19 protein-coding genes are annotated in these 25,127 nt (G+C 32.3%); 11 read left to right on the top strand and 8 right to left on the bottom strand.

What is annotated here, in order from left to right; translation table 11 throughout:
• The first annotated feature begins 203 nt into the window (after positions 1–203).
• From IM755_RS08650 to IM755_RS08615, 8 genes are all read left to right on the top strand, one after another.
• Complete coding sequence (locus IM755_RS08650) at positions 204–3,251, top strand: SusC/RagA family TonB-linked outer membrane protein (RefSeq protein WP_194095816.1); 3,048 nt, start codon at positions 204–206, stop codon at positions 3,249–3,251.
• Between the two features lie 11 nt (positions 3,252–3,262).
• On the top strand, positions 3,263–4,738 hold the full coding sequence (locus tag IM755_RS08645) for a RagB/SusD family nutrient uptake outer membrane protein (RefSeq protein WP_194095814.1): 1,476 nt from the start codon (positions 3,263–3,265) through the stop codon (positions 4,736–4,738).
• An 11-nt stretch (positions 4,739–4,749) separates the two neighbouring features.
• Positions 4,750–6,300 carry a hypothetical protein gene (locus IM755_RS08640; RefSeq protein ID WP_194095811.1) on the top strand — a complete coding sequence of 517 codons (1,551 nt, stop codon included), beginning with the start codon at positions 4,750–4,752 and terminating at the stop codon, positions 6,298–6,300.
• A gap of 12 nt (positions 6,301–6,312) precedes the next feature.
• A complete protein-coding gene (locus IM755_RS08635; protein ID WP_194095809.1) occupies positions 6,313–7,962 on the top strand; it encodes a glycoside hydrolase family 16 protein in 1,650 nt (549 codons plus the stop codon).
• 86 nt (positions 7,963–8,048) lie between these two features.
• A complete protein-coding gene (bglX, locus tag IM755_RS08630; protein ID WP_194095807.1) occupies positions 8,049–10,340 on the top strand; it encodes a beta-glucosidase BglX in 2,292 nt (763 codons plus the stop codon).
• Between the two features lie 6 nt (positions 10,341–10,346).
• Positions 10,347–11,105 carry a glycoside hydrolase family 16 protein gene (locus tag IM755_RS08625; RefSeq protein WP_194095805.1) on the top strand — a complete coding sequence of 253 codons (759 nt, stop codon included), beginning with the start codon at positions 10,347–10,349 and terminating at the stop codon, positions 11,103–11,105.
• Between the two features lie 210 nt (positions 11,106–11,315).
• Positions 11,316–11,900, top strand: a complete 585-nt coding sequence (locus tag IM755_RS08620; RefSeq protein WP_194095803.1) for an RNA polymerase sigma factor — start codon at positions 11,316–11,318, stop codon at positions 11,898–11,900.
• A 51-nt stretch (positions 11,901–11,951) separates the two neighbouring features.
• Complete coding sequence (locus IM755_RS08615; protein ID WP_194095801.1) at positions 11,952–12,095, top strand: hypothetical protein; 144 nt, start codon at positions 11,952–11,954, stop codon at positions 12,093–12,095.
• 33 nt (positions 12,096–12,128) lie between these two features.
• On the opposite strand, the gene IM755_RS08610 is transcribed toward IM755_RS08615, so the two are convergent.
• Both IM755_RS08610 and IM755_RS08605 read right to left on the bottom strand, forming a co-directional pair.
• On the bottom strand, positions 12,129–12,479 hold the full coding sequence (locus IM755_RS08610) for a DUF2200 domain-containing protein (RefSeq protein WP_194095799.1): 351 nt from the start codon (positions 12,477–12,479) through the stop codon (positions 12,129–12,131).
• On the bottom strand, positions 12,480–13,127 hold the full coding sequence (locus IM755_RS08605) for an endonuclease III domain-containing protein (protein WP_194095797.1): 648 nt from the start codon (positions 13,125–13,127) through the stop codon (positions 12,480–12,482).
• A gap of 120 nt (positions 13,128–13,247) precedes the next feature.
• On the opposite strand from IM755_RS08605, the gene bcp reads away from it, so the two are divergent.
• On the top strand, positions 13,248–13,700 hold the full coding sequence (bcp, locus tag IM755_RS08600; protein ID WP_194095795.1) for a thioredoxin-dependent thiol peroxidase: 453 nt from the start codon (positions 13,248–13,250) through the stop codon (positions 13,698–13,700).
• A gap of 62 nt (positions 13,701–13,762) precedes the next feature.
• Here the strand turns inward: bcp and IM755_RS08595 are convergent, their stop codons facing one another.
• From IM755_RS08595 to IM755_RS08575, 5 genes are all read right to left on the bottom strand, one after another.
• Positions 13,763–15,553 (bottom strand): acyl-CoA dehydrogenase family protein, encoded by a 1,791-nt coding sequence (locus IM755_RS08595; protein WP_194095793.1) that lies wholly within the window; start codon positions 15,551–15,553, stop codon positions 13,763–13,765.
• Positions 15,554–15,574: 21 nt separating this feature from the next.
• Positions 15,575–16,759 carry an acetyl-CoA C-acyltransferase gene (locus tag IM755_RS08590; RefSeq protein WP_194095784.1) on the bottom strand — a complete coding sequence of 395 codons (1,185 nt, stop codon included), beginning with the start codon at positions 16,757–16,759 and terminating at the stop codon, positions 15,575–15,577.
• Positions 16,760–16,762: 3 nt separating this feature from the next.
• Entirely contained in the window at positions 16,763–19,153 is a 2,391-nt protein-coding gene (locus IM755_RS08585; RefSeq protein ID WP_194095782.1) for a 3-hydroxyacyl-CoA dehydrogenase/enoyl-CoA hydratase family protein, read from the bottom strand.
• Between the two features lie 18 nt (positions 19,154–19,171).
• A complete protein-coding gene (locus IM755_RS08580) occupies positions 19,172–19,612 on the bottom strand; it encodes a MarR family winged helix-turn-helix transcriptional regulator (protein WP_194095780.1) in 441 nt (146 codons plus the stop codon).
• Positions 19,613–19,738: 126 nt separating this feature from the next.
• Entirely contained in the window at positions 19,739–21,511 is a 1,773-nt protein-coding gene (locus IM755_RS08575) for an AMP-dependent synthetase/ligase (protein ID WP_194095769.1), read from the bottom strand.
• A gap of 181 nt (positions 21,512–21,692) precedes the next feature.
• Here IM755_RS08575 and IM755_RS08570 point away from each other — a divergent pair, with 181 nt between their 5' ends.
• Both IM755_RS08570 and IM755_RS08565 read left to right on the top strand, forming a co-directional pair.
• Entirely contained in the window at positions 21,693–23,612 is a 1,920-nt protein-coding gene (locus IM755_RS08570; protein WP_194095766.1) for an LTA synthase family protein, read from the top strand.
• Between the two features lie 7 nt (positions 23,613–23,619).
• Entirely contained in the window at positions 23,620–24,192 is a 573-nt protein-coding gene (locus tag IM755_RS08565; RefSeq protein ID WP_194095763.1) for a dual specificity protein phosphatase family protein, read from the top strand.
• A gap of 1 nt (position 24,193) precedes the next feature.
• On the opposite strand, the gene IM755_RS08560 is transcribed toward IM755_RS08565, so the two are convergent.
• On the bottom strand, positions 24,194–25,054 hold the full coding sequence (locus IM755_RS08560) for a DMT family transporter (protein WP_194095761.1): 861 nt from the start codon (positions 25,052–25,054) through the stop codon (positions 24,194–24,196).
• Positions 25,055–25,127: the final 73 nt, after the last annotated feature.

Raw genomic sequence — 25,127 nt, 5'->3', positions numbered from 1 at the left:
TATACAAAAACGTTTTCGTTATAGATTTTAATTGAAAATTCTATTAAATCTTTAATTGTATAATTCTTATAAACACTAGTAATTTTTGTTAAATATTAAAATTATTAGTGTTTTTTTTATCATGTATGTTTTTTGTTGAGGCTAATTTGAATTTTATTAGCAACTATACTTTTATTTTTATGATACCAAAAAATAAATAAATTATGAGATCTAAACTATTATTACTCTCACTCTTATTAATGTCATCAATTGTATTTTCCCAAACTATTGATTTGATAGGAGTAGTTAAAGATGCAAACACTGGCGAACCTTTAGCTGGAGTTAGTATTTTTTTAAAACATTCACAAAACGGAACTATTTCAGATTTTGATGGGAATTTTAAATTTTCAAATGTTTCTAAAGGAGAAATAGTTGTTTTTAGTTACATCGGATTTAAAACATATGAATATGTTGTAACCGAAAACACTAATATTCTTATTAAACTAGAAGAAGAGACCAAAGGATTGCAAGAAGTTGTTGTGTTGGGGTATTCTTCTCAGAAAAAAAGAGACATTACGGGAGCTGTAACCGTTATTTCTTCCAAAACCATTCAGGATTTAAAGCCTGTTAAAGTGGAACAAGCCCTTCAAGGAACAGTTTCAGGTGTTGTTGTAACACAGCAATCAGGAGCTCCAGGTGCCGCTTTAGACATTAGAATCCGTGGTATTGCTACCAATGGTGTTAATGGACCTTATGTAATTATTGATGGTTACCAAGGAGATTTAAGCATTTTAAATCCAGATGATATCGAGTCAATTACTGTTTTAAAAGATGCACAAGCAGCCATTTATGGTACTTTAGGAGCAAACGGTGTTGTTGTGGTTACAACAAAATCTGGAAAGAAAAACTCAAAAACTAAGGTAAGTTATACAGGGTATACCGGATTTCAAGAAACTACAAAAAAACTTAATTTGTTAGATGCAACTGAATATGCGTTATTGTTAAATGAAAGTTATGCAAATGGTGGTCAAGCATTACCTTACCCAAATGTAAGCGGATTGGGCAAGGGAACAGATTGGCAAGATAAAATTTTTAATCAAACTCCAATAACAAGTAATGAATTTAGTTTTTCTGGTGGTTCTGAAAAAATAACATATATTTTCAGTGCATCAGATTTATATCAACAAGGTATAATTGGTAAAGATAAAGCCGATTTTAAACGTAACACGGCTCGTTTGGGTTTAAATGCAGATTTGTCAGATAAACTTAAGTTTAGCACAAATATAATTTATACTTATATTGACCGTGATGCATTTAATGATAGTGGATTAGGTTCTGTTCTTTTTAATGCGATTAACACTCCAGCTACTTTATCAGTTTATGATTCAAGTAATAATTTCACTCTTGTACCTAGTTCTCCTGGTTATGGAATAGAAGTAATAAATCCTTTAGCCCAACTTGAAAACACATACAATGATTATAAATTAAAGAAGTTTAATGGAAATGTAAGGTTAGATTACGATATATTCAAAGATCTAAAATTAGTTTCTCGAATGGGTTTTAATACTTCAAATAGTGATGGGAAATCATTTGCTAAACAGGTATCCTATGGTGGAAAAGTATTTGATGTAACAAGAAGTAGTGTTTCTCAAAATAAAATAAATGATAACAGTTATACATTTGATTTTTTTGGAGAATACAATAAAGTAATTGCTGAAAATCACAAAATAAAAGGAACTTTAGGAACCACTGTTTATAAGGAATATGGTTCAGGTTTATTTGCAACAGGTTATGATGTTCCAAACAATTCTTGGTCAAATGCTGATATTAGTTTAGCTACTGGTACTAGTCCAGATGGAGGTAGAGACGTTAGTTCATATGTTTATGATGAAAGAAGATTATCCTTTTTTGGCTTTTTAGAGTACGCTTTCAAAGGAAAATATTTATTAAGTGCGGCTATAAGACGAGACTTATCAACAAAATTTGGACCTGATAACAGAGTAGCCATTTTTCCTTCTTTTACAACAGGTTGGATAGTTTCTGATGAAAGTTTCTTTAAAGAAAATAAAACATTAAACTTTTTAAAATTAAGAGCTAGTTATGGTGTTTTAGGAAATGACCAGATAAGAAACAATGGTTATGTGGGGTCTTTAAGTGGTGAAGGTACTTATGTTTTTAACGGAAGTTTGGTTAATGGTATTGCAATTGGAGTGCTTCCAAATCCAAAATTAAAATGGGAAGAAGCTAAAAAATTTGATATCGGATTAGATTTAAAAATGTTTTCAAACAAAGTAAACATTACCACTGATTATTTTATAGACAGGAGAGATAACTTATTAATAGGAAACATTCCAGTTTCAGGTATTAGTGGAGTTTTTGCACCTGGATCTGGTTCTCCAACAATCAATGCGGGTTCTGTTCAAAACAAAGGATTTGAATTTGCTATTGATTACGAAGAAAATCTAAATGATAATTTGAAATTTAAATTAGGTTATAATATTACATCTATTAACAATGAAGTTTTAGCTGTTAATAATAGCACAGGATTTTTAGAAGGTGGTGCTTTTGGTGTAGGTCAATTAGCTCCTTCAAGAATGCAAGTTGGACAGCCAATAGGTTATTTCTATGGTTACAAAACAGATGGTATATTTCAAAACCAAGCAGAAATTGATGCACATCCTTCTCAAGCAGCTTTAGGAGCAGCAACAGCTCCTGGAGATATTCGTTTTAAAGATTTAAATAATGATGGTGTAATTAATAGTGATGATAGAACAAATATTGGAGATCCAATTGCCGATTTTACGATGGGTTTCAATTTTACTCTAAGCTATAAAAATTTTGATTTCTCATCTTATTCTTATGCATCTTTAGGAAACGATATGGTAAGAAATTATGAAAGATCATTATCAGATTTGAATCGTTTGAATTATGTTTTAGATAGATGGACAGGCGAAGGTACAAGTAATACTGTTCCAAGAGTTACTACTGCAGCTACAAACAATAACGTTTTTTCAGATTATTATGTTGAAGATGCTTCATTTCTTAGAATTCAAAACATCCAATTAGGTTACACGCTACCATCTAAAGTAACAGAAAAAATAAAAGTAAGTAAAATTCGACTTTATTCAACTGTTAATAATGTTTACACATTCACTAAATATAGAGGTTTTGATCCAGCAGCAACTAGTGGTGCTCCAATTGGCGGTGGAATCGACTACGGATTTTATCCTGCTGCAAGAACATTTATTTTTGGTATTAATGCTAATTTTTAAAAAAGTATAAAATGAAAAAGTATATATTAAAATCAAGCATAGCAGTTCTTATTTTAACATTAGCATTTGTTTCTTGTACAGATAGCTTTGTAGATAGAGATCCTGTTTATTCAATCGATTCGGAAAATTATTTTAATTCTGAAGAAGATTATAACAAAGCTTTAATTGCAGCCTACGATATGCTTCAATCTTCATATGTTAACGTATTATTAGGAGAAATTGCTTCTGACAATACTTTATCTGGTGGTGAAAGTGCAAATGATGTAATTGGCTTTCAACAAGTAGATGAAATGACTCATACTCCAATTAATAGCAACATAAAAGACATTTGGAATTGGATGTTTGCTGGTGTTAATAGAGCAAATTATATTCTTGAATTTAAAGACAAAACAGACTTTGAAGGAAAAGAACAAATAATAGCAGAAGCAAGATTTTTAAGAGCTTATTATCATTTCGAATTAGTAAAATGGTTCGGTGGTATTCCATTAAAAGGTGATGCACGATTTAAACTTGGAGATGAAAAAACGATTCCAAGGTCTTCTGTTGCAGAAGTTTATGCCGTAATTGAGTCAGATTTAATTTATGCCATAAATAATTTAAGTCCTACAGCTCCTCAAACTGGAAGAGCAACAAAAGGTGCAGCACAAGCTTTATTAGGTAAAGCATATCTATATCAAGAAAAATTTGTTGATGCTTCTAATGTTTTAGAAGATTTAATTGAAGATGGTAATTATTCATTGGTTTCAAATTACAATTCAATTTTTGAAAATTCAGGTGAAAACGGATTAGAATCTGTTTTCGAAGTACAATATTCAGATGCAGAAGGCGCTGGTTTTGGTTGTCTTCAATGTAGTGAAGGTAACGTTGCCGTAGGATTTAATGGAGTAAGAAATTATTCTGGACCGTTGTTTGATTCGGGTTACAGCTTTAATGTTCCTACTCAAGATGCTTATGATGCTTATGAAGTAGGTGATAATAGAAGAGATGTTGCCATTTTAGATATTGAAGCTTGGGCTTTGTCAACTGGAGCTAGTTATGGTAGAGGTTATAAACATACTGGGTTTTTCAATAGAAAATATTTACCAAGACAAGGTGATGCTAATCTTGGAGATCAAAATTTAACGAATCCAAATAATTACAGAGCAATTCGTTATGCGGATGTACTTTTAATGGCTGCTGAAGCTTTTAATAGAGGTGGTATTGATGATGCAAAAGCGAGAACTTATCTTAATCAAGTAAGAAGAAGAGCTTTTGGCGATACAAATCATGATATTTCAGCTTCAGGACCAGCATTAACAGATTTTATTTTAGCAGAAAGACGTTTAGAATTAATGGGAGAAGGTCATCGTTTCTTTGATTTGGTTAGAACCAATAGAGCGGCATCAGCTATCACAGGATTTACACCAAATAAAAATGAAGTTTTCCCAATTCCTTTTGAAGAAATTCAGTTTTCAAACGGAAATTGGCAACAAAATACTAACTATTAAAAAATAGCTATATGAAGAATTTTAAATTAATTATTAGTCTTTTTGTATTATCCTTTTTTATAGGATGTACAAATGAAGATGATAGCGTGAGTCTTGATGCTGTAAATGCACCAACAAACCTGTCTGCATTGATGACAATAAAACAAGATAATTCGGGAAAAGTTACGATCATACCAAGAGGTGAAGGAGTTACTCAATATGAAATATATTATGGTGATGGTACTACTGAACCAGGTATTGTAAATCCTGGTGCGTCGGTAATTCATACTTATGCCGAAGGGGTTTATCAAGTCAGAATTGTAGGAATGGCAATCAATGGAGAGAAATCTGAAGTAACACAAGAATTAACGGTTTCTTTTTTACCACCTACTAACCTTGATGTAACTATTTCACCAGTTCCAGGTGACAATATGTCAATTTCTGTTCAAGCTACAGCTGATTTAGAAACGTATTTTCAAGTTTATTTTGGCGAAGATCCAAATCAAATTCCAGTGGATTTTATGCAAGGAGAAACAATTACTCACACTTATGCATCTGTTGGAACTTACACTGTTAGAGTCGTTGCTTTAAGTGGAGGTGCAGCAACAACTGATTTTCAGCAAAATGTTACTATAACAAATCCTGTTTTATTACCTGTAACTTTTGAATCATCTACTTTAAATTATGCTTTTACAAATTTTGGTGGAGCTAACACTAGTGTGGTATTAAACCCAGATGTTAGTGCAGGAAATGGTAGTACAAAAGTAGCTCGTTTAACAAAAAACAATGGAGCTGAAGTTTGGGCAGGTTCTTTTATTGAATTAGGTGCACCAATAGATTTTTCATCATTGCAGAAAATAAAAATAAAAGCATGGTCGCCTCAATCAGGAATTGTAGTAAAAATGAAATTAGAGAATTTAGCTAATCCTAATATAAATACAGAAGTTGATGTAACAAACACAACGGCTAATGCTTGGGAAGAATTAATTTTCGATTTCACAGGTGTCAATAATGCCAATAATTATCAAAGAGTAGTTTTATTTTTCAATTTTGGAAATAATGGAACAGGTTTGAATTATTATTTTGATGACATTGAATTAACTTCTGGTGCTGCTGTAGTTGATTTACCACTAACATTTGAGTCAAATACCTTAACTTACACCTTTACTGATTTTGGTGGAGCTGTTGCCTCTGTAGTTAATAATCCTGATGCTACTGGAATTAATACAAGTTCAAAAGTTGGACAACTTTTAAAAACAAATGGCTCTCAAGTTTGGGCAGGTTCTTTCATTGAGTTAGGTAATCCTATCAATTTTGCTACTATGCAAAAAATTAAAATGAAAGTTTGGTCGCCACAAGCGGGTATCGTAGTTAAATTAAAATTAGAGAATTTAACTAATTCCTCAATAAATACTGAATTAGATGTAACAACTACGGTTGCAAACGGTTGGGAAGAATTAACCTATGATTTTACTGGAATTGTAAACTCAAACAATTACCAAAGAGTTGTTGTGTTTTTCAATTTTGGTAATGCTGGTACGGGTACTACTTACTATTTTGATGATATTAAATTGTCTAACTAAAAAAATACTAAAATGAATAAAATTATAAAAAGTTCAATAGCATTTTTATCTCTTTTTTTAGCGATTAGCTGTCAAGAAGACGATAAATCGTTTGGCGATTTAAGCGCTCCAACAAATCTAACCGTTGATGTTGTAATTCAAGGTCAAGATAATACCAATCCATATGGAGATGGCTCAGGAATTGTTACATTTACTTCTACTGCAGATAATGCCATTTCGTATAAATATATATTTAGTGATGGTTCTTCTCAAAATGCTCCAAGTGGAATTCTTGAAAAACGTTTTACTCAAACAGGAACTAATCAATATACTGTAACAATTATAGCTTCTGGAAGAGGAGGGGTTACAACGAATACAACAATTAATATAGAGGTAAGAAGTGATTTTACTGATGCAGAGGCTATTCAGTTTCTTACGGGAGGTTCTCAAAAAAATTGGTATTGGTCGGCTTCAGAACCAGGGCACTTAGGTGTTGGACCTAATAATTCAGATGCAACACAGAACTATTATGGGTTTTATTATCAAGCTGCTCCTTGGGAAAAAGCTGCTAGTTCAGAAAGTAGTTGTTTGTATGAAAATGTTTTAAAATTCTCATTAGATGGTAATATTTTAAAATATGAATTAGATAATGGTGGGCAAACATTTTTTAATGCTGCATTTCAGAGTGTAGCAGGAGGAAGTGCAGGTTATGATTTTTGTTATAATTATGATACCTCAGGTGTGAAAACAGTTTCGTTGAGTCCTTCAGAATCAGTAGTTGTAGCAAATGGTGTTCCTAATCAAACAAGAGGAACGATGATGAATTTCTCTGACAATGGTTTCATGGGATATTATATTGGGCAAAGTTCTTATGAAATTCTTTCAATTACTGAAAATAGAATGGTTGTTCGTGCTGTAATGGGAGGTAATCCAGCATTAGCATGGTACCATACATTTACAACAATTCAACCAGTTCAAGATCCAATTACAGATTATACAAATCTAGTTTGGTCTGATGAATTTAATGTAGACGGTGCTCCAAATTCGGCAAATTGGGGTTATGATCTTGGCGCTGGAGGCTGGGGTAATGCAGAATCTCAATATTATACCAATAGTGCTTCAAATGCTGTAGTGCAAGGAGGTAATTTAAAAATTACAGCTAAAGCAGAAAGTTTTAGTGGTTCAAACTACACTTCGGCTCGTTTGAAATCAGAAAATAAATTTGAATTTGCTTATGGTAAAGTAGAAGTAAGAGCAAAATTGCCATCGGGTGGTGGTACATGGCCAGCTATTTGGATGTTAGGTGAAAATTATGCGACAAACACATGGCCTGCTTGTGGTGAAATCGATATTATGGAACATAAAGGTAATATTCCCAATGTTATTCATGCAACACTACATTATCCTGGAAATTCAGGAGGAAATGGAAGAACTAACACAACAACAATTACGGGTGCTTCTACTCAGTTTCATGTTTACAAAACTATTTGGAGTCCTACTTCAATTAAGTTTTATGTAGATGATGTTTTGTTCCATTCAATTGCTAACAATAATTCATTACCTTTTAATAGCAACTTTTTTATAATACTAAATGTTGCTATGGGGGGAACATTTGGAGGCGCTATAGATCCTGCTTTCACACAATCTTCTATGGAAGTTGATTATGTAAGAGTTTATCAATAATTTTTTTTCATTCATTTAGTTTGTTTAGTAACAAGAAGGTATCAATACTTTCTTGTTACTTTATTTATACCTCAGAAATTTTAATAATGAAGAACAAACATATAAAATACAGTTTTGTATTAATACTATTGTTTTCCTTGGCCTGTAATTCTCCTAAAAAAATATTAGTTTCAAAAGAGTATGATTCTATTGATAAGAAAGTAGATTCAGTAATGAAATTAATGACATTAGAAGAGAAAATAGGTCAGTTAAATCAATATAATGGTTTTTGGGATGTAACAGGACCAGTTCCTAAAGAGGGTCAAGCTGCCAAAAAATATGAAGATTTAAAGAAGGGATTAGTTGGTTCGATGCTTAATGTAAAAGGAGTTAAAGATGTTTATGCTCTGCAAAAAATTGCGGTGGAGCAAACGCGTCTCGGTATTCCATTAATTTTTGGATTTGACGTAATACATGGCTATAAAACTATCAGTCCAATTCCATTAGCAGAGGCAGCGAGTTGGGATTTAGAAGCTATTCAAAAATCAGCTGAAATAGCTGCAGAAGAATCTGGAGCAGTTGGAATTAATTGGACTTTTGCACCAATGGTTGATATTTCTCGCGATGCACGTTGGGGAAGATCAATGGAAGGAGCAGGAGAAGATCCATTTTTAGGAAGTAAAATTGCTATCGCAAGAATAAAAGGTTTCCAAGGCGACTTGTCATCCAATAAGAATATTTTGGCTTGCGCTAAACATTTTGCTGGATATGGTTTTGCTGAAGCGGGAAGAGATTACAATACTGTCATAGTTAGTGATGAAATACTTCATAATGTTGTTTTGCCACCATTTAAAGCTTCGGTTGATGCAGGCGTAAGAACTTTTATGAATTCTTTTAATGAATTAAATGGAATTCCAGCAACAGGTAATAAATACTTACAACGCAATCTTCTTAAAGGAGATTGGAAATTTGATGGATTGATTGTTTCTGACTGGGGTTCTATTAACGAAATGATTCCTCATGGCTTTGCTAAAGACAGTAAACAAGCAGCTGAAATTGCTATTAATGCTGGTTCAGATATGGATATGGAATCATATGCATACGTAGAGCATTTAAGTACTTTAGTAAGAGAAGGAAAGGTAAGCGAATCGACCATCAATGATGCTGCAAGGCGAATCATTAAAGTTAAATTTGAATTAGGTTTATTTGATAATCCTTATAAATATTGCGATGAAGCACACGAAAAAGCTACTGTTGGTAAACCTGAATTTCATGAAGGAGTTTTAGATGTAGCTAAAAAATCGATTGTTTTATTAAAGAACGATTCAAATTTATTACCTCTAAAAAAATCGGGTCAAAAAATTGCGCTGATAGGTGCTTTAGCTAATGATAAAACAAGTCCATTAGGGAGTTGGAGAATTGGTGCCGATGATAATACAGCTATCTCTGTTTTAGAGGGCATGCAGAAATATCCAAACAATCAATTAATGTACGCAAAAGGAGCTGATGTTGCCGTTGGTAGAGCCCAATTTATGTGGGAAACCAAGATAAATACTACTGATAAATCAGGTTTTGCTGAGGCAATTGAAATAGCTAAAAAAGCAGATGTGGTTGTAATGGTTTTAGGAGAACATGGCTTACAATCGGGTGAGGGTAGAAGCCGTACCGATATAGGACTGCCTGGTGTGCAAAAAGAATTATTAGAAGTGGTATATAAAGTAAATAAGAATATAGTTTTAGTTTTAAATAATGGAAGACCATTAGCAATTCCGTGGGCTGCTGAAAATATTCCTGCAATAGTAGAAGCTTGGCATTTAGGAACTCAAAGCGGAAATGCTATTGCACAAGTACTGTATGGCGATTATAATCCGAGTGGTAAATTACCCATGACTTTCCCTAGAGATATTGGTCAAGTTCCAATTTATTACAATTATAAAAATACTGGCAGACCTACTATGAATGAACCAGAAAGTGTTTTTTGGTCACATTATATAGATGAAAAAAATACGCCTTTGTTTGCTTTTGGTCATGGTTTAAGTTATTCAAAATTTGAATATTCTAATTTAATGTTATCCTCAAATTCCTTGTCAAAAAATGGAACTATTCAAGTATCTGTAGTTTTAAAAAATAATAGTAATGTAGCTGGAAAAGAAGTTGTTCAATTGTATATTCGTGATTTAATAGGAAGTTTAACACGTCCTGTGAAAGAGCTAAAAGGTTTTGAATTGGTTGAATTAAAACCTTTTGAAACCAAAACCATTATTTTTACAATTGATGAAAAATTAATCGAGTTTTACACTGCTAATAATCGTTGGGAAGCTGAAGCAGGTGATTTTAAAGTATTTATTGGAGGAAGTTCTGATAAAACTTTAGAAGCTAATTTTCAATACATTAAATAAATACAAATGAAGAAATTCTTTAGTTTACTTTTTATAAGTGCTTTTTGTTTTGGTCAAAAATCAAATAAAAAATTAGTTTGGGAAGAAAATTTCAACGGAACTCAATTAAATGAATCTGTTTGGAATTATGAATTAGGTAATGGGTGCCCAAATCTTTGTGGATGGGGAAACAATGAAGCCCAAATATACACAAATACAAATCATACACTTAAAAATGGGTTTTTAATTATTGAAGCAAAAAAGGAAGGTTCAGTATATTCATCAACAAGAATTACCACTAAAGATAAAAAACAGTTTCAGTACGGAAGAATTGAAACTCGCGCCCAATTACCAGTAGGTACAGGATTATGGCCTGCATTTTGGATGTTAGGTGCTAATATTTCAAATGTGGGTTGGCCTAAATGTGGAGAAATCGATATTTTAGAATATGTGGGAAAAGTACCGGATATGGTTTTCACATCTCTACATACACAAGAAAGTCATGGAAATACTATTAACACAAAAAAAACAAAAATAACTAATATTGAAGAAGGATTCCATTTATACGCTATTGAATGGGATAAAGATAAAATTACCTTTTTTATTGATGATGTTTTGGTTTATAATTTTCAACCAACTGTTAAAAATGAAAATACGTGGCCATATGATCAACCTTTTTATTTTATAATTAATTTAGCAATTGGTGGTAATTTTGGAGGTCCTGCAATTGATAATTCTATTTTTCCTCAAGATTTTATTATTGATTACATAAAAGTTTATCAATAGAAATCATTTTACAACAAGTTAATGCGTTTAGAAAATTTTAAACGCATTTTTTGTTTTATTTTTTCATTCAAAATGTTAATTTTTTAATTAAGACTTGTTTTTTATTAAAATTTTATGTTAAATTTGAACTAATTAATCTTTAAACAAAATTGCCTATATCAAAAATTACTTTTTAGAATCAGAGACTTAAATTAACTAAAAGGTATTGTTATGGCTAATCTTGTACTTCCTGATGCAGTTTTGGTGAAGAATTATATAAGTGGAGATGAATCTGCTTTAGCTTCATTGATTGAAAGACATCAATCAAAAATCTACGGATTTATTTATTCCAAAATAAACGATAGAGATTTATCAGATGATATTTTTCAAGATACCTTTATTAAGGTAATCAAAACCTTAAAATCACAATCGTATAATGAAGAAGGAAAATTCTTGCCATGGGTAATGCGCATTGCTCATAATTTGGTCGTTGACCATTTCAGAAAATCAAAAAAAATGCCTTTTCAACGTGAAACGGATGAGTATTCTATATTCAATTATATGACAGATAACTGTTTAAATATTGAAGGGCAGATTATATCCGAACAAGTAGAAACTGATTTGGCTAAGTTGTTAGATGAACTTCCTGCAGATCAAAAAGAAGTTTTGGTAATGCGTATGTATCAAGACTTGAGTTTTAAAGAAATAGCGGATTTAACAGGTGTTAGCATTAATACAGCTTTAGGTAGAATGCGATATGCTTTGTTGAATTTGAGAAAAATTATTGAAAAAAATCAAATAATTTTGACCAACTAATACTAAAAGTAAAATTTTGTCGTTATTGAGATATAAACCAAATCATAATAAATGGCAAAACTTTACTCTAAGAAAAAATTAGCGGCTCAAAAAATGAAACCTAAAAAAGAAACGATTTCGTTTTTACTCAATTATTCAAAAGCATTGAGTATTCATAAAGTGGGAACTTCAAGTTTTGAAATTATCGCTAATTAAGGAAAATGCCTCAAAGAGATTTGAGGCATTTTTTTATTTTCTTAAAATCTTTTCCATTGCTTTCCCTTTCGCTAATTCGTCAATTAATTTATCTAAATAGCGCACTTTTTTCATCAATGGGTCTTCGATTTCTTCAATTCGATAACCACAAATAACACCTGTAATTTTAGAAGCGTTTTTGTTTAATTGAGGTGCTTGCTCAAAAAAAGTTTCGAAGTCGATTTTTGTATCAATTTGGTTTTGTAGGTTTTCAAGCGTATAACCTGTTAACCAACAAATAATTTCGTCAACTTCGGCTTTAGTGCGATTCTTTTTCTCCGCTTTGTTGATGTAGTGTGGGTAAACACCCGCAAAAATCATATGATTTAAACTTCTTGATCCCATTTATCTTTTAATTTCATTAATAACACTTTTTCTTCCTATGGTCTTCGTAATAATATCTTTCTCTAAATTCCAGCCTCGTGCAGGAGAATATTCTCTTCCGTACCAAATAATTTGCAAGTGTAAATCGTTCCAACATTCCTCTGGGAAAATACGTTTGGCATCTTTCTCGGTTTGTTGTACGTTTTTGCCATTGGTTAATCCCCAGCGGTACATCAATCTATGAATGTGTGTATCTACAGGAAAAGCCGGAACTCCAAAAGCTTGACTCATGACTACACTCGCTGTTTTGTGCCCTACAGCTGGTAAGGCTTCTAAAGCTTCAAAACTTTGTGGTACTTCACCATTGTGTTTCTCAATTAAAATTTCTGATAAACCATGAATCCCTTTCGATTTCATTGGTGATAAACCACACGGACGAATTATTTCTTTGATTTTATCTACGCTCATTTTAACCATGTCATACGGATTATCTGCTTTTGCAAACAGAATTGGCGTAATTTGATTAACGCGAACATCCGTACATTGTGCAGAAAGTAACACGGCAATTAGTAAAGTATAAGGATCTTTATGGTCTAATGGAATTGGAATTTCGGGATATAATTCATTTAACGTATTTATAACAAATGTTACCTTCTCGCTTTTGGTCATTTTTAACTAAATTTGATTCGTAAAGTTATAAAGTAAATGCGCAATATCAAAATTCAATTTTATTGAAGCGTTCTGAACTTTTTAAACTTATAAACATCTAACTTTTTAAACCATAAATAAATGACAACATTAAAAGCAGGTGATAAAGCCCCTAATTTTTCAGGATTAGACCAAAGTGGCGCTACTCACGCATTAGCTGATTATAAAGGAAAGAAATTAGTAGTTTTCTTTTATCCAAAAGCTAGTACACCAGGCTGTACCGCTGAAGCATGTGATTTAAGAGATAATTATGCTCGTTTTCAAGCGAATAATTATGCTTTGTTAGGCGTAAGTGCTGATAACGCGAAAGCGCAAGCGAAGTTTATTGAAAAATATGAGTTACCTTTTCCGTTATTAGCGGATGAAGATAAATCGGTTATTCAAGCTTTCGGTGTTTGGGGACCTAAGAAATTCATGGGAAAAGAATACGATGGTATTCACCGAACTACTTTTGTAATTGACGAAAACGGAATTATTGAAGAAGTAATTTCTGATGTGAAAACAAAAGCACACGCTGCTCAGATTTTAAAATAATAAAAAACCATTCGCCAAGGCGAATGGTTTTTTTAAACAAACTAAACCAATTAATTGCTGTATTAGAAAGCGTATTTGTTTTCGCTAATAATTTTTGCAGCAATTTTTTCACGAAGACCAATTACATTTGGCATGTTCGTATATTTTGTAAAACGTTTTAATCCCATTAACATCATGCGTTGTTCGTCGCCCTCAGAGAAAGAAACAATTCCTTCTTTTCCTTTTTGGTTTACGATATCTACTGCATGATATAGGTATAATTTTGCCATAGCAATTTGCTCTTGCGCTTTATCTTCACCCACTTTTTTAGCTAATTTTTCCGTTCTAAGAATAGTACTTTCAGCCATATAGATTTCGATTAAGATATCAGAAGCAGCCATTAACAATTGTTGGTGTGATTCTAATTCTGGACCGTATTTTTGAACTGCAGCACCAGCCACCATTAAGAATACTTTTTTCAATTTGGCGATCATTTCTTTTTCTTCAGCAAATAATTCTGAATAATCTGGAATATCGAAAGATGGAATTCCCATTAATTCTTCAGCCACAGCCATTGCTGGACCTAATAAATCCACATGACCTTTCATTGCTTTTTTCACTAACATACCAACGGATAACATTCTGTTGATTTCATTGGTTCCTTCGTAAATTCTAGCAATACGAGCATCTCTCCAAGCACTTTCCATTGGTGCATCTTCAGAGAATCCCATTCCACCAAAAATTTGGATTCCTTCATCTGTACAGTTTTGAACATCTTCAGAAACTGCTACTTTTAAGATAGAACATTCGATAGCGAATTCTTCAACACCTTTTAATTCAGCTTCTTGGTGTGAATTTCCTTCACTAACTCTAATATTAATTCTGTTTTCGATATCTGATGCAGCTCTGTAAGTAGCACTTTCTCCAGCATAAGCATTTGTTGCCATTTCAGCAATTTTAGCTTGAATTGCTCCAAAACTTGAAATTGGCGTTTTAAATTGAACTCTTTCATTAGCATAGTTTACTGCTCCAGTAATTGTTCTTCTTTGTGCTTCTAAACAAGCAGCAGCTAATTTAATACGCCCAACATTTAAAGCATTCATGGCAATTTTAAAACCTTCACCACGTCCAGCCAACATGTTTTCAACTGGAACTTTTGTTTCGTTAAAGAAAACTTGACGCGTTGAAGAGGAACGAATACCTAATTTGTGTTCTTCATCTCCTAACGAAATTCCGTTTGATGGATCATTCTCAACGATGAAACCCGTGATGTTTTTATCATCTTCAATTCGAGCAAAAACGATGAATACATTACAGAAACCTGCATTTGAAATCCACATTTTTCCTCCAGTGATTTTATAATGTGTTCCATCCTCTGAAAGAACGGCTTTTGTTTTTCCTGAATTTGCATCTGATCCAGCTCCTGGTTCTGTTAAACAGTAAGCACCAAACCATTCGCCAGAAGCTAATTTTGGTACATATTTTTGTTTTTGCTCTTCAGTTCCGTATAACGTAATTGGCATGGTTCCAATTCCAGTGTGCGCTCCAAAAGCTGTTGAAAACGAACCTGTTGCACCCGAAATATAGTCACAAACTAAAACTGTGTTTACGAATCCCATTTCCATACCACCGTAAGCAGCAGGAACGGCAACGCTTAAATAACCAAGTTCACCCGCTTTACGCATTACTTCTTCGGTAAGGGCGTAATCTTTCTTTTCGAAACGCTCTTTGTTTGGCCATAATTCTTTATCTACGAATTCGATAACCGAATCACGCATCATGATTTGCTCTTCATTGAAATCTTCTGGTGTGAAGATATCTTCGCATTTTGTTTCTTTTACAAGGAATTGTCCTCCTCTGATGATATCTGACATAACTTATTAAGTTTTATAGTTTTATTTTAAAAATTCAAAAATTCCGGCAGCTCCTTGACCAGTTCCAACACACATTGAAACGATTCCGTATTTGCTGTTTCTCAAGCGCATTTCGTCAAACAATTGAACGGATAGTTTAGCACCAGTACAACCTAGTGGGTGACCCAAAGCGATAGCTCCACCGTTAACATTTACGATTTCAGGATTTAAACCTAATTCTCTCACAACTGCTAATGATTGCGCTGCAAAAGCTTCGTTTAATTCAATTAAATCGATTTGATCTTGCTTTAACCCTGCTTGTTTTAATGCTTTTGGAATTGCAGTAACTGGTCCGATACCCATGATTCTTGGTTCTACACCTGAAGCAGCGTAGCTTACCATTCTTGCAATTGGTTCTAAGTTCAATTCTTTTACCATTTTTTCGCTCATGATTAAAACGAAAGCTGCTCCATCACTCATTTGAGAAGAGTTTCCAGCGGTAACCGACCCATCAGCAGCGAATACTGGTCGTAATCCTGCTAAAGCTTCTACTGAAGTTCCAGCTCTTGGACCTTCGTCTTTATTTACAACGTAAGATTTGGTTTCTTTTTTACCATTTTCATTAATAAACGTTTGTTCTACTGTAATAGGAGCAATTTGTTTATCGAATTTACCTTCTGCTTGTGCTTTTAAGGCTTTCATGTGTGATTGGTAAGCAAATTCGTCTTGGTCTTCACGCGAAACGTTGAATTGTTTGGCAACTGCTTCAGCTGTTAATCCCATTCCCCAATAATAATCTTCGTGACCAGCTGCGGCAACTTTGTAATCTGGTGTTGGTTTATAACCTCCCATTGGAATGTAACTCATGCTTTCTGCACCACCAGCAATGATACAATCTGCCATTCCTGATTGGATTTTAGCCGTTGCCATTGCGATAGTTTCTACTCCAGAAGCACAATATCTGTTTACTGTAACACCAGGAACATCCGTGATTTTTAATCCCATTAATGAAATTAAACGACCAACGTTCAAACCTTGTTCAGCTTCTGGCATGGCGTTTCCTACCATCACGTCATCAATACGTGTTTTGTCGAAATCAGGCAACTCTTTCATCATGTGTTCGATGGTTTCGGCTGCTAATTCGTCAGGTCTTTTGAATCGGAATAAGCCTTTAGGGGCTTTTCCAACTGCTGTTCTATATCCTTTTACTATATATGCTGTTCTCATTTCTTAGTTTCTTAATGGTTTCCCTTTGGTTAACATGTACTGAATTCTTTCTAAAGATTTTCTTTCTCCAGTTAATGATAAAAATGCTTCTCTTTCTAAATCCAATAAATATTGTTCAGAAACTAAAGTTGCTTCTGATAAATCACCACCAGCCATTACATAAGCTAGTTTGTTTGCAATTTTCTTATCGTGTTCAGAAATGTATTTACCAGCTTCCATTTGGTCAGTTCCAACTAAGAACATACCTAAAGCTTGTTTTCCTAATACTTTGATATCTTTTCTTCTTACAGGTTGGGTGTAACCTTGTTCTGCCATTTGTAATGCTACTTGTTTAGCTGTAGCGATTTGGCGATCTTTGTTTACCACTACGATATCTCTTCCTTTTTGTAAAACTCCGGTATCAAAACCTTCGTAAGCCGAAGTAGCTACTTTTGCCATACCTACTGTTAAGAAATATTCTTGAAGAACGTTTAATTCTACGTCATTTTTACGGAATAAATCAGATGCTCTCAAAGCCATTTCTTTAGAACCACCACCACCAGGGATAACTCCAACACCAAATTCTACTAATCCGATGTATGTTTCTGCTGCAGCAACCGCTCTGTCTGAATGCATTACTAATTCGCAACCACCACCAAGAGTCATACCGTGAGGAGCAGCGATAACTGGAATTGCAGAATAACGGCAACGCATCATTGTGTCTTGGAACATTTTGATAGCCATGTTTAATTCGTCATATTCTTGCTCAACAGCCATCATGAAAATCATTCCTAAATTAGCTCCAACAGAGAAATTAGCACCTTGATTTCCAATAACTAAACCATTGTAATCTTTTTCAGCAATGTCAATTGCTTTGTTGATTCCTTGTAAAACACCTGCGCCAATAGAATTCATTTTAGATGTAAATTCTAAATTGATGATTCCATCACCTAAATCGGTAATGATTGAATCGCTGTTGTTCCATATTTTTTTGCTTTCGCGAATGTTATTTAAGATAATGAAAGCATCCTGACCAGGAACTTTCTCAACTTTTTTATTCGTGATAGAGTAGAAGTGCGTTGCTCCATCTTTAATAGAATAGAATGAAGTGTTTCCAGAAGCTACCATATCCGTTACCCAAGAAGCAGGTTGAAAACCTTCCGCTTTCATTAATTCGATCCCTTTTTCAACTCCGATGGCATCCCAAATTTCGAATGGACCGTTTTCCCAACCGAATCCAGCTTTCATAGCATCGTCGATTTTGTAGAAAGCGTCTGTGATTTCAGGAATTCTGTTTGAACAGTATTGGAACATTGAAGCGAAGTTTTTTCTATAAAATTCTCCTGCTTTGTCTTTTCCAGTTACTAAAACTTTGAATCTATCGATTGGTTTTTCAATCGTTTTGGTTAATTCTAAAGTTGCGAAAGATGCTTTTTTATTAGCTCTATATTCTAATGTATCTAAATCTAAAGTTAGAATATCTTTACCTTCTTTTTTGTAGAAACCTTGTCCGGTCTTACTTCCTAACCATTTGTTTTCCATCATTTTGTTAACAAATTCTGGAAGTTTGAATAATTCATGCGCTTCGTCGTTTGGACAATTTTCATAAATTCCGTTAGCCACATGAACTAAAGTATCTAAACCAACTACATCAACCGTTCTAAAAGTAGCTGATTTTGGGCGACCAATAACGGGTCCGGTTAATTTATCAACTTCTTCAACCGTTAATCCCATTTCTTTTACTTGGTGGAATAAACTTTGGATTCCGAAGATTCCAATTCTATTTCCAATAAATGCTGGAGTATCTTTAGCAACAACTGAAGTTTTTCCTAAGAATTTTTCACCATAACCATTCAAGAAATCTAAAACTTCATTAGAGGTTTTTGGACCAGGAATGATTTCAAATAATTTTAAGTAACGTGCTGGATTGAAAAAGTGTGTTCCACAGAAATGTTCTTGGAAATCTTCGCTTCTTCCTTCGCTCATAAATTGAATAGGAATACCAGATGTATTTGAAGTAACTAAAGTTCCTGGTTTTCTAAATTTATCAACTTGCTCGAAAACAATTTTCTTGATGTCTAAACGTTCTACAACTACTTCGATAATCCAATCTGCTGTTGCAATTTTTGACATATCATCGGTTGTGTTACCCGTTGTAATTCTTGAGGCAAAACTTGGATGATAAATAGGCGAGGGTTTCGATTTTAAAGCGTTAGCTAAATGATCATTAACTAATCGGTTTCTAACGGCTTTACTTTCAAGAGTTAGTCCTTTTTTCTGTTCGGCTTCGGTTAGTTCGTTTGGCGCGATATCTAATAATAAGACTTCGACACCAATATTAGCAAAATGGCAAGCGATACCACTTCCCATAATTCCGGAACCAATAACAGCAACTTTTTTAATATTACGTTTCATGTTTATAGGTTTGTTGTTTTATTTGTCGTTATAGATTTTTTTATCGGTAATCAATTCGTTGATGATTTCGGCAACTTCCATAAAGTGTTGTAATTTTTCTTCACTAATATGTTGTTTTACGGTTTCATTAAAACGAAGTACGGTTTCTTTAGAAAGTTCTCTTTTTTCTTTCCCTTCTTTGGTTAATTGAATGATTACACCCCGACCATCGGTTGGATTTTTTTTGCGGGTGATTAATCCTCGTTCTTCCATCGATTTTAGCGTTCTGGTTAAGCTTGTGGCTTCCATTCCCATTTTAGGACCTAAAGTTGTAGATGGAGAACCATTTTCTCTATCAATACTTAAAAGTGCAAAACCAGTTGCCATTGTAGCATTATATTTAGCAGCTTCCTCGTTGTACATTCTCGCAACCGCTTGCCAAGTTGCTCTAAGTATATAGTCTATTGTTTTATCTTTCATAGAATTACTATCTAAACTTTTTCAAATATAAAAAAAAATACTATGCACGCATAGTATTTTTAACATTTTTTTCAAAATTTAACATTTTAAAAAGGCAAAACCCACAAAATGTGGGTTTTAGCGTTTTTATCCGTAAATTTTTTGATATAAGTCGTTATATTTTTCTTTAATAATTTTACGTCTTAATTTCATAGTTGGTGTTAAGTGGCCAGCATCGATAGACCAAATATCAGGTGTAAGTTCAAAGCGTTTTACTTTTTCCCAATTCCCAAATTTTTCATTACAATGGTCAATTTCATCTTGAATTCTATCGATTACCATTTTACTTGAACACATATCTTCGTTTGAAGAAAAAGTAGTATTGTTATGTCTGTGTGCCCATTCAGTGACAAATTCAAAATTAGGTTGTATAAAAGCCGCAGGCATTTTTTCGCCATCACCTATTACCATAATTTGCTCTATGAAACGTGATTGTTTGAAAGCATTTTCTAAAATTTGAGGGGCAACATATTTTCCTCCAGATGTTTTAAACATTTCTTTTTTACGATCTGTAATTTTTAAGAAACCATCTGAATCAATTTCACCAATATCGCCAGTATGGAAATAACCATCTTTTAAAACTTCAGCAGTTTGAGTTTCATCTTTGTAATATCCCATCATTACGTTTGGACCTTTACATAAAATCTCTCCGTCTTCTGCAATTTTTACTTCAACACCGTTTAATACTTTTCCAACAGTTCCTACTCTGAAACCACCATTTCTCATGTCGTTTACTGAGATTACTGGAGAAGTTTCGGTTAAACCATAACCTTCCATAACTGGAATATTAGCCGCACAGAAAACTTTTGTTAAACGAGATTGTAAAGCAGCACTTCCCGAAACTAATAATTCTAATTCGCCACCTAAACCTTCTTGCCATTTTGAGAAAATTAGTTTACGAGCTATTTTTAATTTGAATTCGTAAAAAGCTCCATTTTGTTTATATGGTTTGTAATCCATACCTAAATTTAATGCCCAAAAGAAAAGTGCTTTTTTGATTCCAGTTAAATCGGCTCCTTTAGCATAAATTTTATCATAAACTTTTTCTAATAAACGAGGGACAACTGACATAACATGAGGTTTTACTTCTTTTAAGTTGTCTGAAATCTTTTCAATACTTTCAGCGAAGTAAATCGATATACCATAATATTGGTATAAATAGGTTAACATTCTTTCAAATATGTGACAAATAGGTAAGAAACTCAAAGCTCTTGTGTCACCGGCTCTTAATGGAACTCTTGGCGCACTCATTAATACATCTGAAACGATATTTTGGTGTGATAACATTACACCTTTAGGTCTTCCTGTTGTTCCAGAAGTATAGATAATTGTTGCTAAGTCAGTTGTAGCAACATTATTTTTTCTATCTTCAACAACATCTTGATTATCGGTATTAGCACCTAATTCTAAAATTTCTTTCCAACTTTTACATCCTGCAATATCATTATAAGAGAAAATATCTTTTAGTAAAGGAACATTCGCTTTTATACTTTGTAATTTTTGATAAACTTCAATATCAGAAACAAAAACATATTGAGACCCAGAATGATTTAATATGTATTCATAATCTTCAGCAGAAATCGTAGGGTACATTGGAACAGTTTGTGCTCCTGTTTGTAAAACACCAATGTCTGTAATGTGCCATTCAGTTCTGTTGTTAGATGAAATGATAGCAATTTTATCATTTTTATTTACCCCTAAGCGAAGCAAACCTCTTGAAATAGCATTCGCTTTTTCTAAATATTCTTGAGTAGATGTTTTGATCCAATTTCCGTCATATTTAGTTACTAAAGCATCTTTTAAATTATACTTTTCTAATTGATAGTATGGAAAGTCAAATAAGCGTGTAATATTGTTCATAATTCGCAATTATTATTTAACGCAAATTATAAAAATTTAATTAATTAAGCAATTTTTTATTGATATGATAATGAAATTAATTAACTGGTTGATTTATAAATTATTATGCGTGCATAATAATTGTTTGTATCCAATTTATTATTTGTAAATTTGCAAAATCTTAAATTAGTTCAATACATTTATGAAGAATTTTTTCAGAATTGAAGAATACAAAGCATTACTTTACAGAATATTTTTAGTGTATTTTTTCTATTTTATAGCTCGATTATTATTTTTAATTTACAACTTCAGTCTTTTAAAAGTATCAAGTATTTCTGAGTTTTTTAATTTAGTTTATCAAGGCTTGGCCTTTGATACAACGGCTATTTTATATATCAACGCTTTATTTATATTGTTTTCGACTTTACCATTTTGGAAAAACACAAAGCCCGGATATCAAAAGTTTATATTTTATCTTTATTTTACGACCAATTTAATAGCTTATGCTACTAACTTTATAGACTTTATATATTACAAATTTATTTATGCTAGAACTACAATTGCAGTTTTAGATTCACTTAAAGATGAAAACAATTTAGGTAGTATGTTCTTCAGATTTTTGGTGAGCTATTGGCATGTTTTCGCCTTATTTTTGGTTACTTCATATTTGTGGATTTATTTATATAAAAAAGTTAGAATAGAACATAAAGAAATTCAATATTCTAAAATCAAATATTTTTCTTTTTCTAAAATAGGAGTAATTCTAATTTTAGTTCTAATGGTAGGAGGAATTAGAGGTGATTTTAAGAAAAGTACAAGACCTTTAAACATGATTGATGCAAATAGAAATGTGACCAAAGTGGAACACGCGGATGTTATTTTAAATACTCCATTTGCTATCATAAGAACATTAGGTAAGACAAGTTTTAAGGAAACTAATTTTAATATTTCTGATAAAATTGTAAGCGAAACTATAAAACCAATAAAGCTTTATTCATCTAATGAAACATCAAAACCTAATATTGTTTTGTTTATCACAGAAAGTTACGGAAGAGAATATTGGGGGGCTTTTAATAAAGAAAAACAAATTCCAAACTACGTTAGTTACACTCCATTTTTAGATAGATTGGCACAAAACAGTTTGATATTTACTGATGTTTATGCTAACGGAAGTAAATCAATTCATGGAATGTCTTCTGTATTAGCTGGTATTCCATCTTTTAAAGATGCTTATACATCATCTCCTTACGCTAAACAAAAAGTAGAATCTTTGGTTTCTATATTAAAAGGGCAAGGTTATGATACTTCATTTTTTCATGGAGCGCCAAACGGTTCAATGGGTTTTCAAGGATTTGGTAATATTTTAGGATTTGATCATTATTATGGTAAGACAGAATATAATAATGATAACGATTTTGATGGTGTTTGGGGAATTTGGGATGAACCATTTTTTCAATTTATGAAACAAACTTTGGATAAAAAGAAAGGACCTTTTTTCAGTACCATTTTTACGGTTTCTTCTCATGAACCTTATATTGTTCCAAAAAAATATGAAAATAAATTTCCAAAAGGAGATTTACCTATTCATCAATGTGTGGGTTATACCGATATGGCATTTGAAAAATTCTTTGAAGCAGCTAAAAAAGAACCATGGTTTGAAAACACAATTTTTATAATTACTGCAGACCATTGTAATCAAACTTTTTATCCAGAATATAAGAAAGTGGTAAATCGTTCTGCTATTCCATTATTGATTTATTATCCAAAGAAAAATTTAGTTGGTAAGCGAACAGATATTGTACAACACATTGATATTTATCCTACAATATTAGATATGGTTGGATATAATAAACCTTTTAGAAGTTGGGGTAGAAGTTTAATGAGTAATTCTAATGAAACTCCTTATGCTATAAATTATTTTTCTAATCAATATCAATTTCAAAGTGGAAATTATATTTGTACATTTGATGGTAAGAAAGCTACTGGTTTTTATGCTATTTCTGACAAAGGTTTAGAAAAGAATTTGATAGCAAAAAGAAATGCCGAAATGAATGCTTTAGAAGTAAAATGTAAGGCATTTTTACAAGATTATTTTGATAGAATCGTTAATAAAAAATTATAATCGTAAGATGAAAAAAAGAATTGGAATACTAGTTTTATTCGTTGTTTTAATTGGAGTTGGAGCGTATGTATATCAAATGCATATCAACCATAATTTTGAAACAGTTACAGAAGGTAAGGTTTATAAATCAGGTGTAATTCCGCCTGATCAAATTGCTGATTATGTAAAAAAGTATAAAATTAAAAGTATTGTAGATTTACGTTTTCCAGGTACAGAAGATACGATTAATAATCCAGAAATTCCTGAAGAATTAACTGCGGAACGTGATGCGGTTGCAAAAATTCCAGGTGTAAATTACTTTAATAATGGTTCTAAACAAGTTCCACAGAAACATAATTTGGATACCTTTTTTAAAATTATGGATAATCCAGATAATTATCCTGTTTTAATTCATTGTTATCACGGTGTTGGTAGAGCCGAAATGTACACTGCTTTATATAGAATTGAGTACGAAAACATGGATAAAGATGAAGCAAGAACTAAGGCTAGATTCATTACAAAATGGAGTCCGTTTGATTTAGGTGAACCAAAAGGAGATTTCCTTCATACTTATATCAGCAGAAAAGATTCAGTAAAATAGTTTAAACTTTGTTTAATTGAGCTATAGTAATTATAACTACTGAAATTATTGCTAATGATATTCCTAGATAATTCCATTTGGTCATTTTTTCTTTAAATAGAAGAATTCCTGCTAAGCTTCCCAAAATAATTACACCCATATTCATCCCAGCAAAAACAGTAGAAGGATTTTCTGCTAAAGCTTTGTGTGCTTTTAGATAGAAAAGAATGTTTCCAAAATTTAAAATTCCTAAAGCCAATCCCCAAAGTATGTTTTTTGATTCTAATTTTTCTTTTTGAACCAAAATTTTACCTATTAGAAATAAAATCGAAATTAAAAAAGCACCACAAAAAATAATAAATAAGGAAGTTGTAAAACTAATATCCTTAAAAACGGCAACTTTCTTAAATAGAATGTCAATAATTCCAAATCCCAGTAAAACTAATAAAGGATAAACCCAATTATCTGATTTACTTTCTGATTTTTTATTCAAAGTGAAGAATATGGCAGAAAATCCAACTATAAATCCAATAATTTTCAATTGGCTAAACGTTTCATTAAATAAAAAGTAAGATGCAGTTAAAGGAATAAATAACGATAATCGTTGGGCAATATCTGTTTTTACGATTCCAACTTCTTTAATGGATTTTGCCTGAATTAAAAATACAATTGGCAATAAAATAGCTAAACCAATGAATAGTGAATAAGGTATTGTTTTTTCTTTAAAAGTTAATTCAGGTTGGTAAGTAAAATAGGTTAGGAGTAAAGCCGAAAAATAATTAAACGTAATGATTTGAAAAACATTCAATTGAAATCGTTTGGCTACTTTTAAAAATATCCCAACAGTTACACTACAAATTACGCTCAAAATGACAAACCACATATTCTTTTATTTTGACACAATAGTACAAAAAAAGCACCTTAATTAAAAGATGCTTTTTATATAAAGTTTGGAT

It is taken from the genome of Flavobacterium proteolyticum, from assembly GCF_015223105.1.
Classification (GTDB): domain Bacteria; phylum Bacteroidota; class Bacteroidia; order Flavobacteriales; family Flavobacteriaceae; genus Flavobacterium; species Flavobacterium proteolyticum.
This window is presented reverse-complemented; position numbering and strand designations above follow the sequence as displayed.

Coding starts and splice junctions, on each gene's coding strand:
- IM755_RS08650 (WP_194095816.1), top strand. CDS start 204: ATGAGATCTAAACTATTATTACTCTCACTCTTATTAATGTCATCAATT.
- IM755_RS08645 (WP_194095814.1), top strand. CDS start 3,263: ATGAAAAAGTATATATTAAAATCAAGCATAGCAGTTCTTATTTTAACA.
- IM755_RS08640 (WP_194095811.1), top strand. CDS start 4,750: ATGAAGAATTTTAAATTAATTATTAGTCTTTTTGTATTATCCTTTTTT.
- IM755_RS08635 (WP_194095809.1), top strand. CDS start 6,313: ATGAATAAAATTATAAAAAGTTCAATAGCATTTTTATCTCTTTTTTTA.
- bglX (WP_194095807.1), top strand. CDS start 8,049: ATGAAGAACAAACATATAAAATACAGTTTTGTATTAATACTATTGTTT.
- IM755_RS08625 (WP_194095805.1), top strand. CDS start 10,347: ATGAAGAAATTCTTTAGTTTACTTTTTATAAGTGCTTTTTGTTTTGGT.
- IM755_RS08620 (WP_194095803.1), top strand. CDS start 11,316: ATGGCTAATCTTGTACTTCCTGATGCAGTTTTGGTGAAGAATTATATA.
- IM755_RS08615 (WP_194095801.1), top strand. CDS start 11,952: ATGGCAAAACTTTACTCTAAGAAAAAATTAGCGGCTCAAAAAATGAAA.
- IM755_RS08610 (WP_194095799.1), bottom strand. CDS start 12,479: ATGGGATCAAGAAGTTTAAATCATATGATTTTTGCGGGTGTTTACCCA.
- IM755_RS08605 (WP_194095797.1), bottom strand. CDS start 13,127: ATGACCAAAAGCGAGAAGGTAACATTTGTTATAAATACGTTAAATGAA.
- bcp (WP_194095795.1), top strand. CDS start 13,248: ATGACAACATTAAAAGCAGGTGATAAAGCCCCTAATTTTTCAGGATTA.
- IM755_RS08595 (WP_194095793.1), bottom strand. CDS start 15,553: ATGTCAGATATCATCAGAGGAGGACAATTCCTTGTAAAAGAAACAAAA.
- IM755_RS08590 (WP_194095784.1), bottom strand. CDS start 16,759: ATGAGAACAGCATATATAGTAAAAGGATATAGAACAGCAGTTGGAAAA.
- IM755_RS08585 (WP_194095782.1), bottom strand. CDS start 19,153: ATGAAACGTAATATTAAAAAAGTTGCTGTTATTGGTTCCGGAATTATG.
- IM755_RS08580 (WP_194095780.1), bottom strand. CDS start 19,612: ATGAAAGATAAAACAATAGACTATATACTTAGAGCAACTTGGCAAGCG.
- IM755_RS08575 (WP_194095769.1), bottom strand. CDS start 21,511: ATGAACAATATTACACGCTTATTTGACTTTCCATACTATCAATTAGAA.
- IM755_RS08570 (WP_194095766.1), top strand. CDS start 21,693: ATGAAGAATTTTTTCAGAATTGAAGAATACAAAGCATTACTTTACAGA.
- IM755_RS08565 (WP_194095763.1), top strand. CDS start 23,620: ATGAAAAAAAGAATTGGAATACTAGTTTTATTCGTTGTTTTAATTGGA.
- IM755_RS08560 (WP_194095761.1), bottom strand. CDS start 25,054: ATGTGGTTTGTCATTTTGAGCGTAATTTGTAGTGTAACTGTTGGGATA.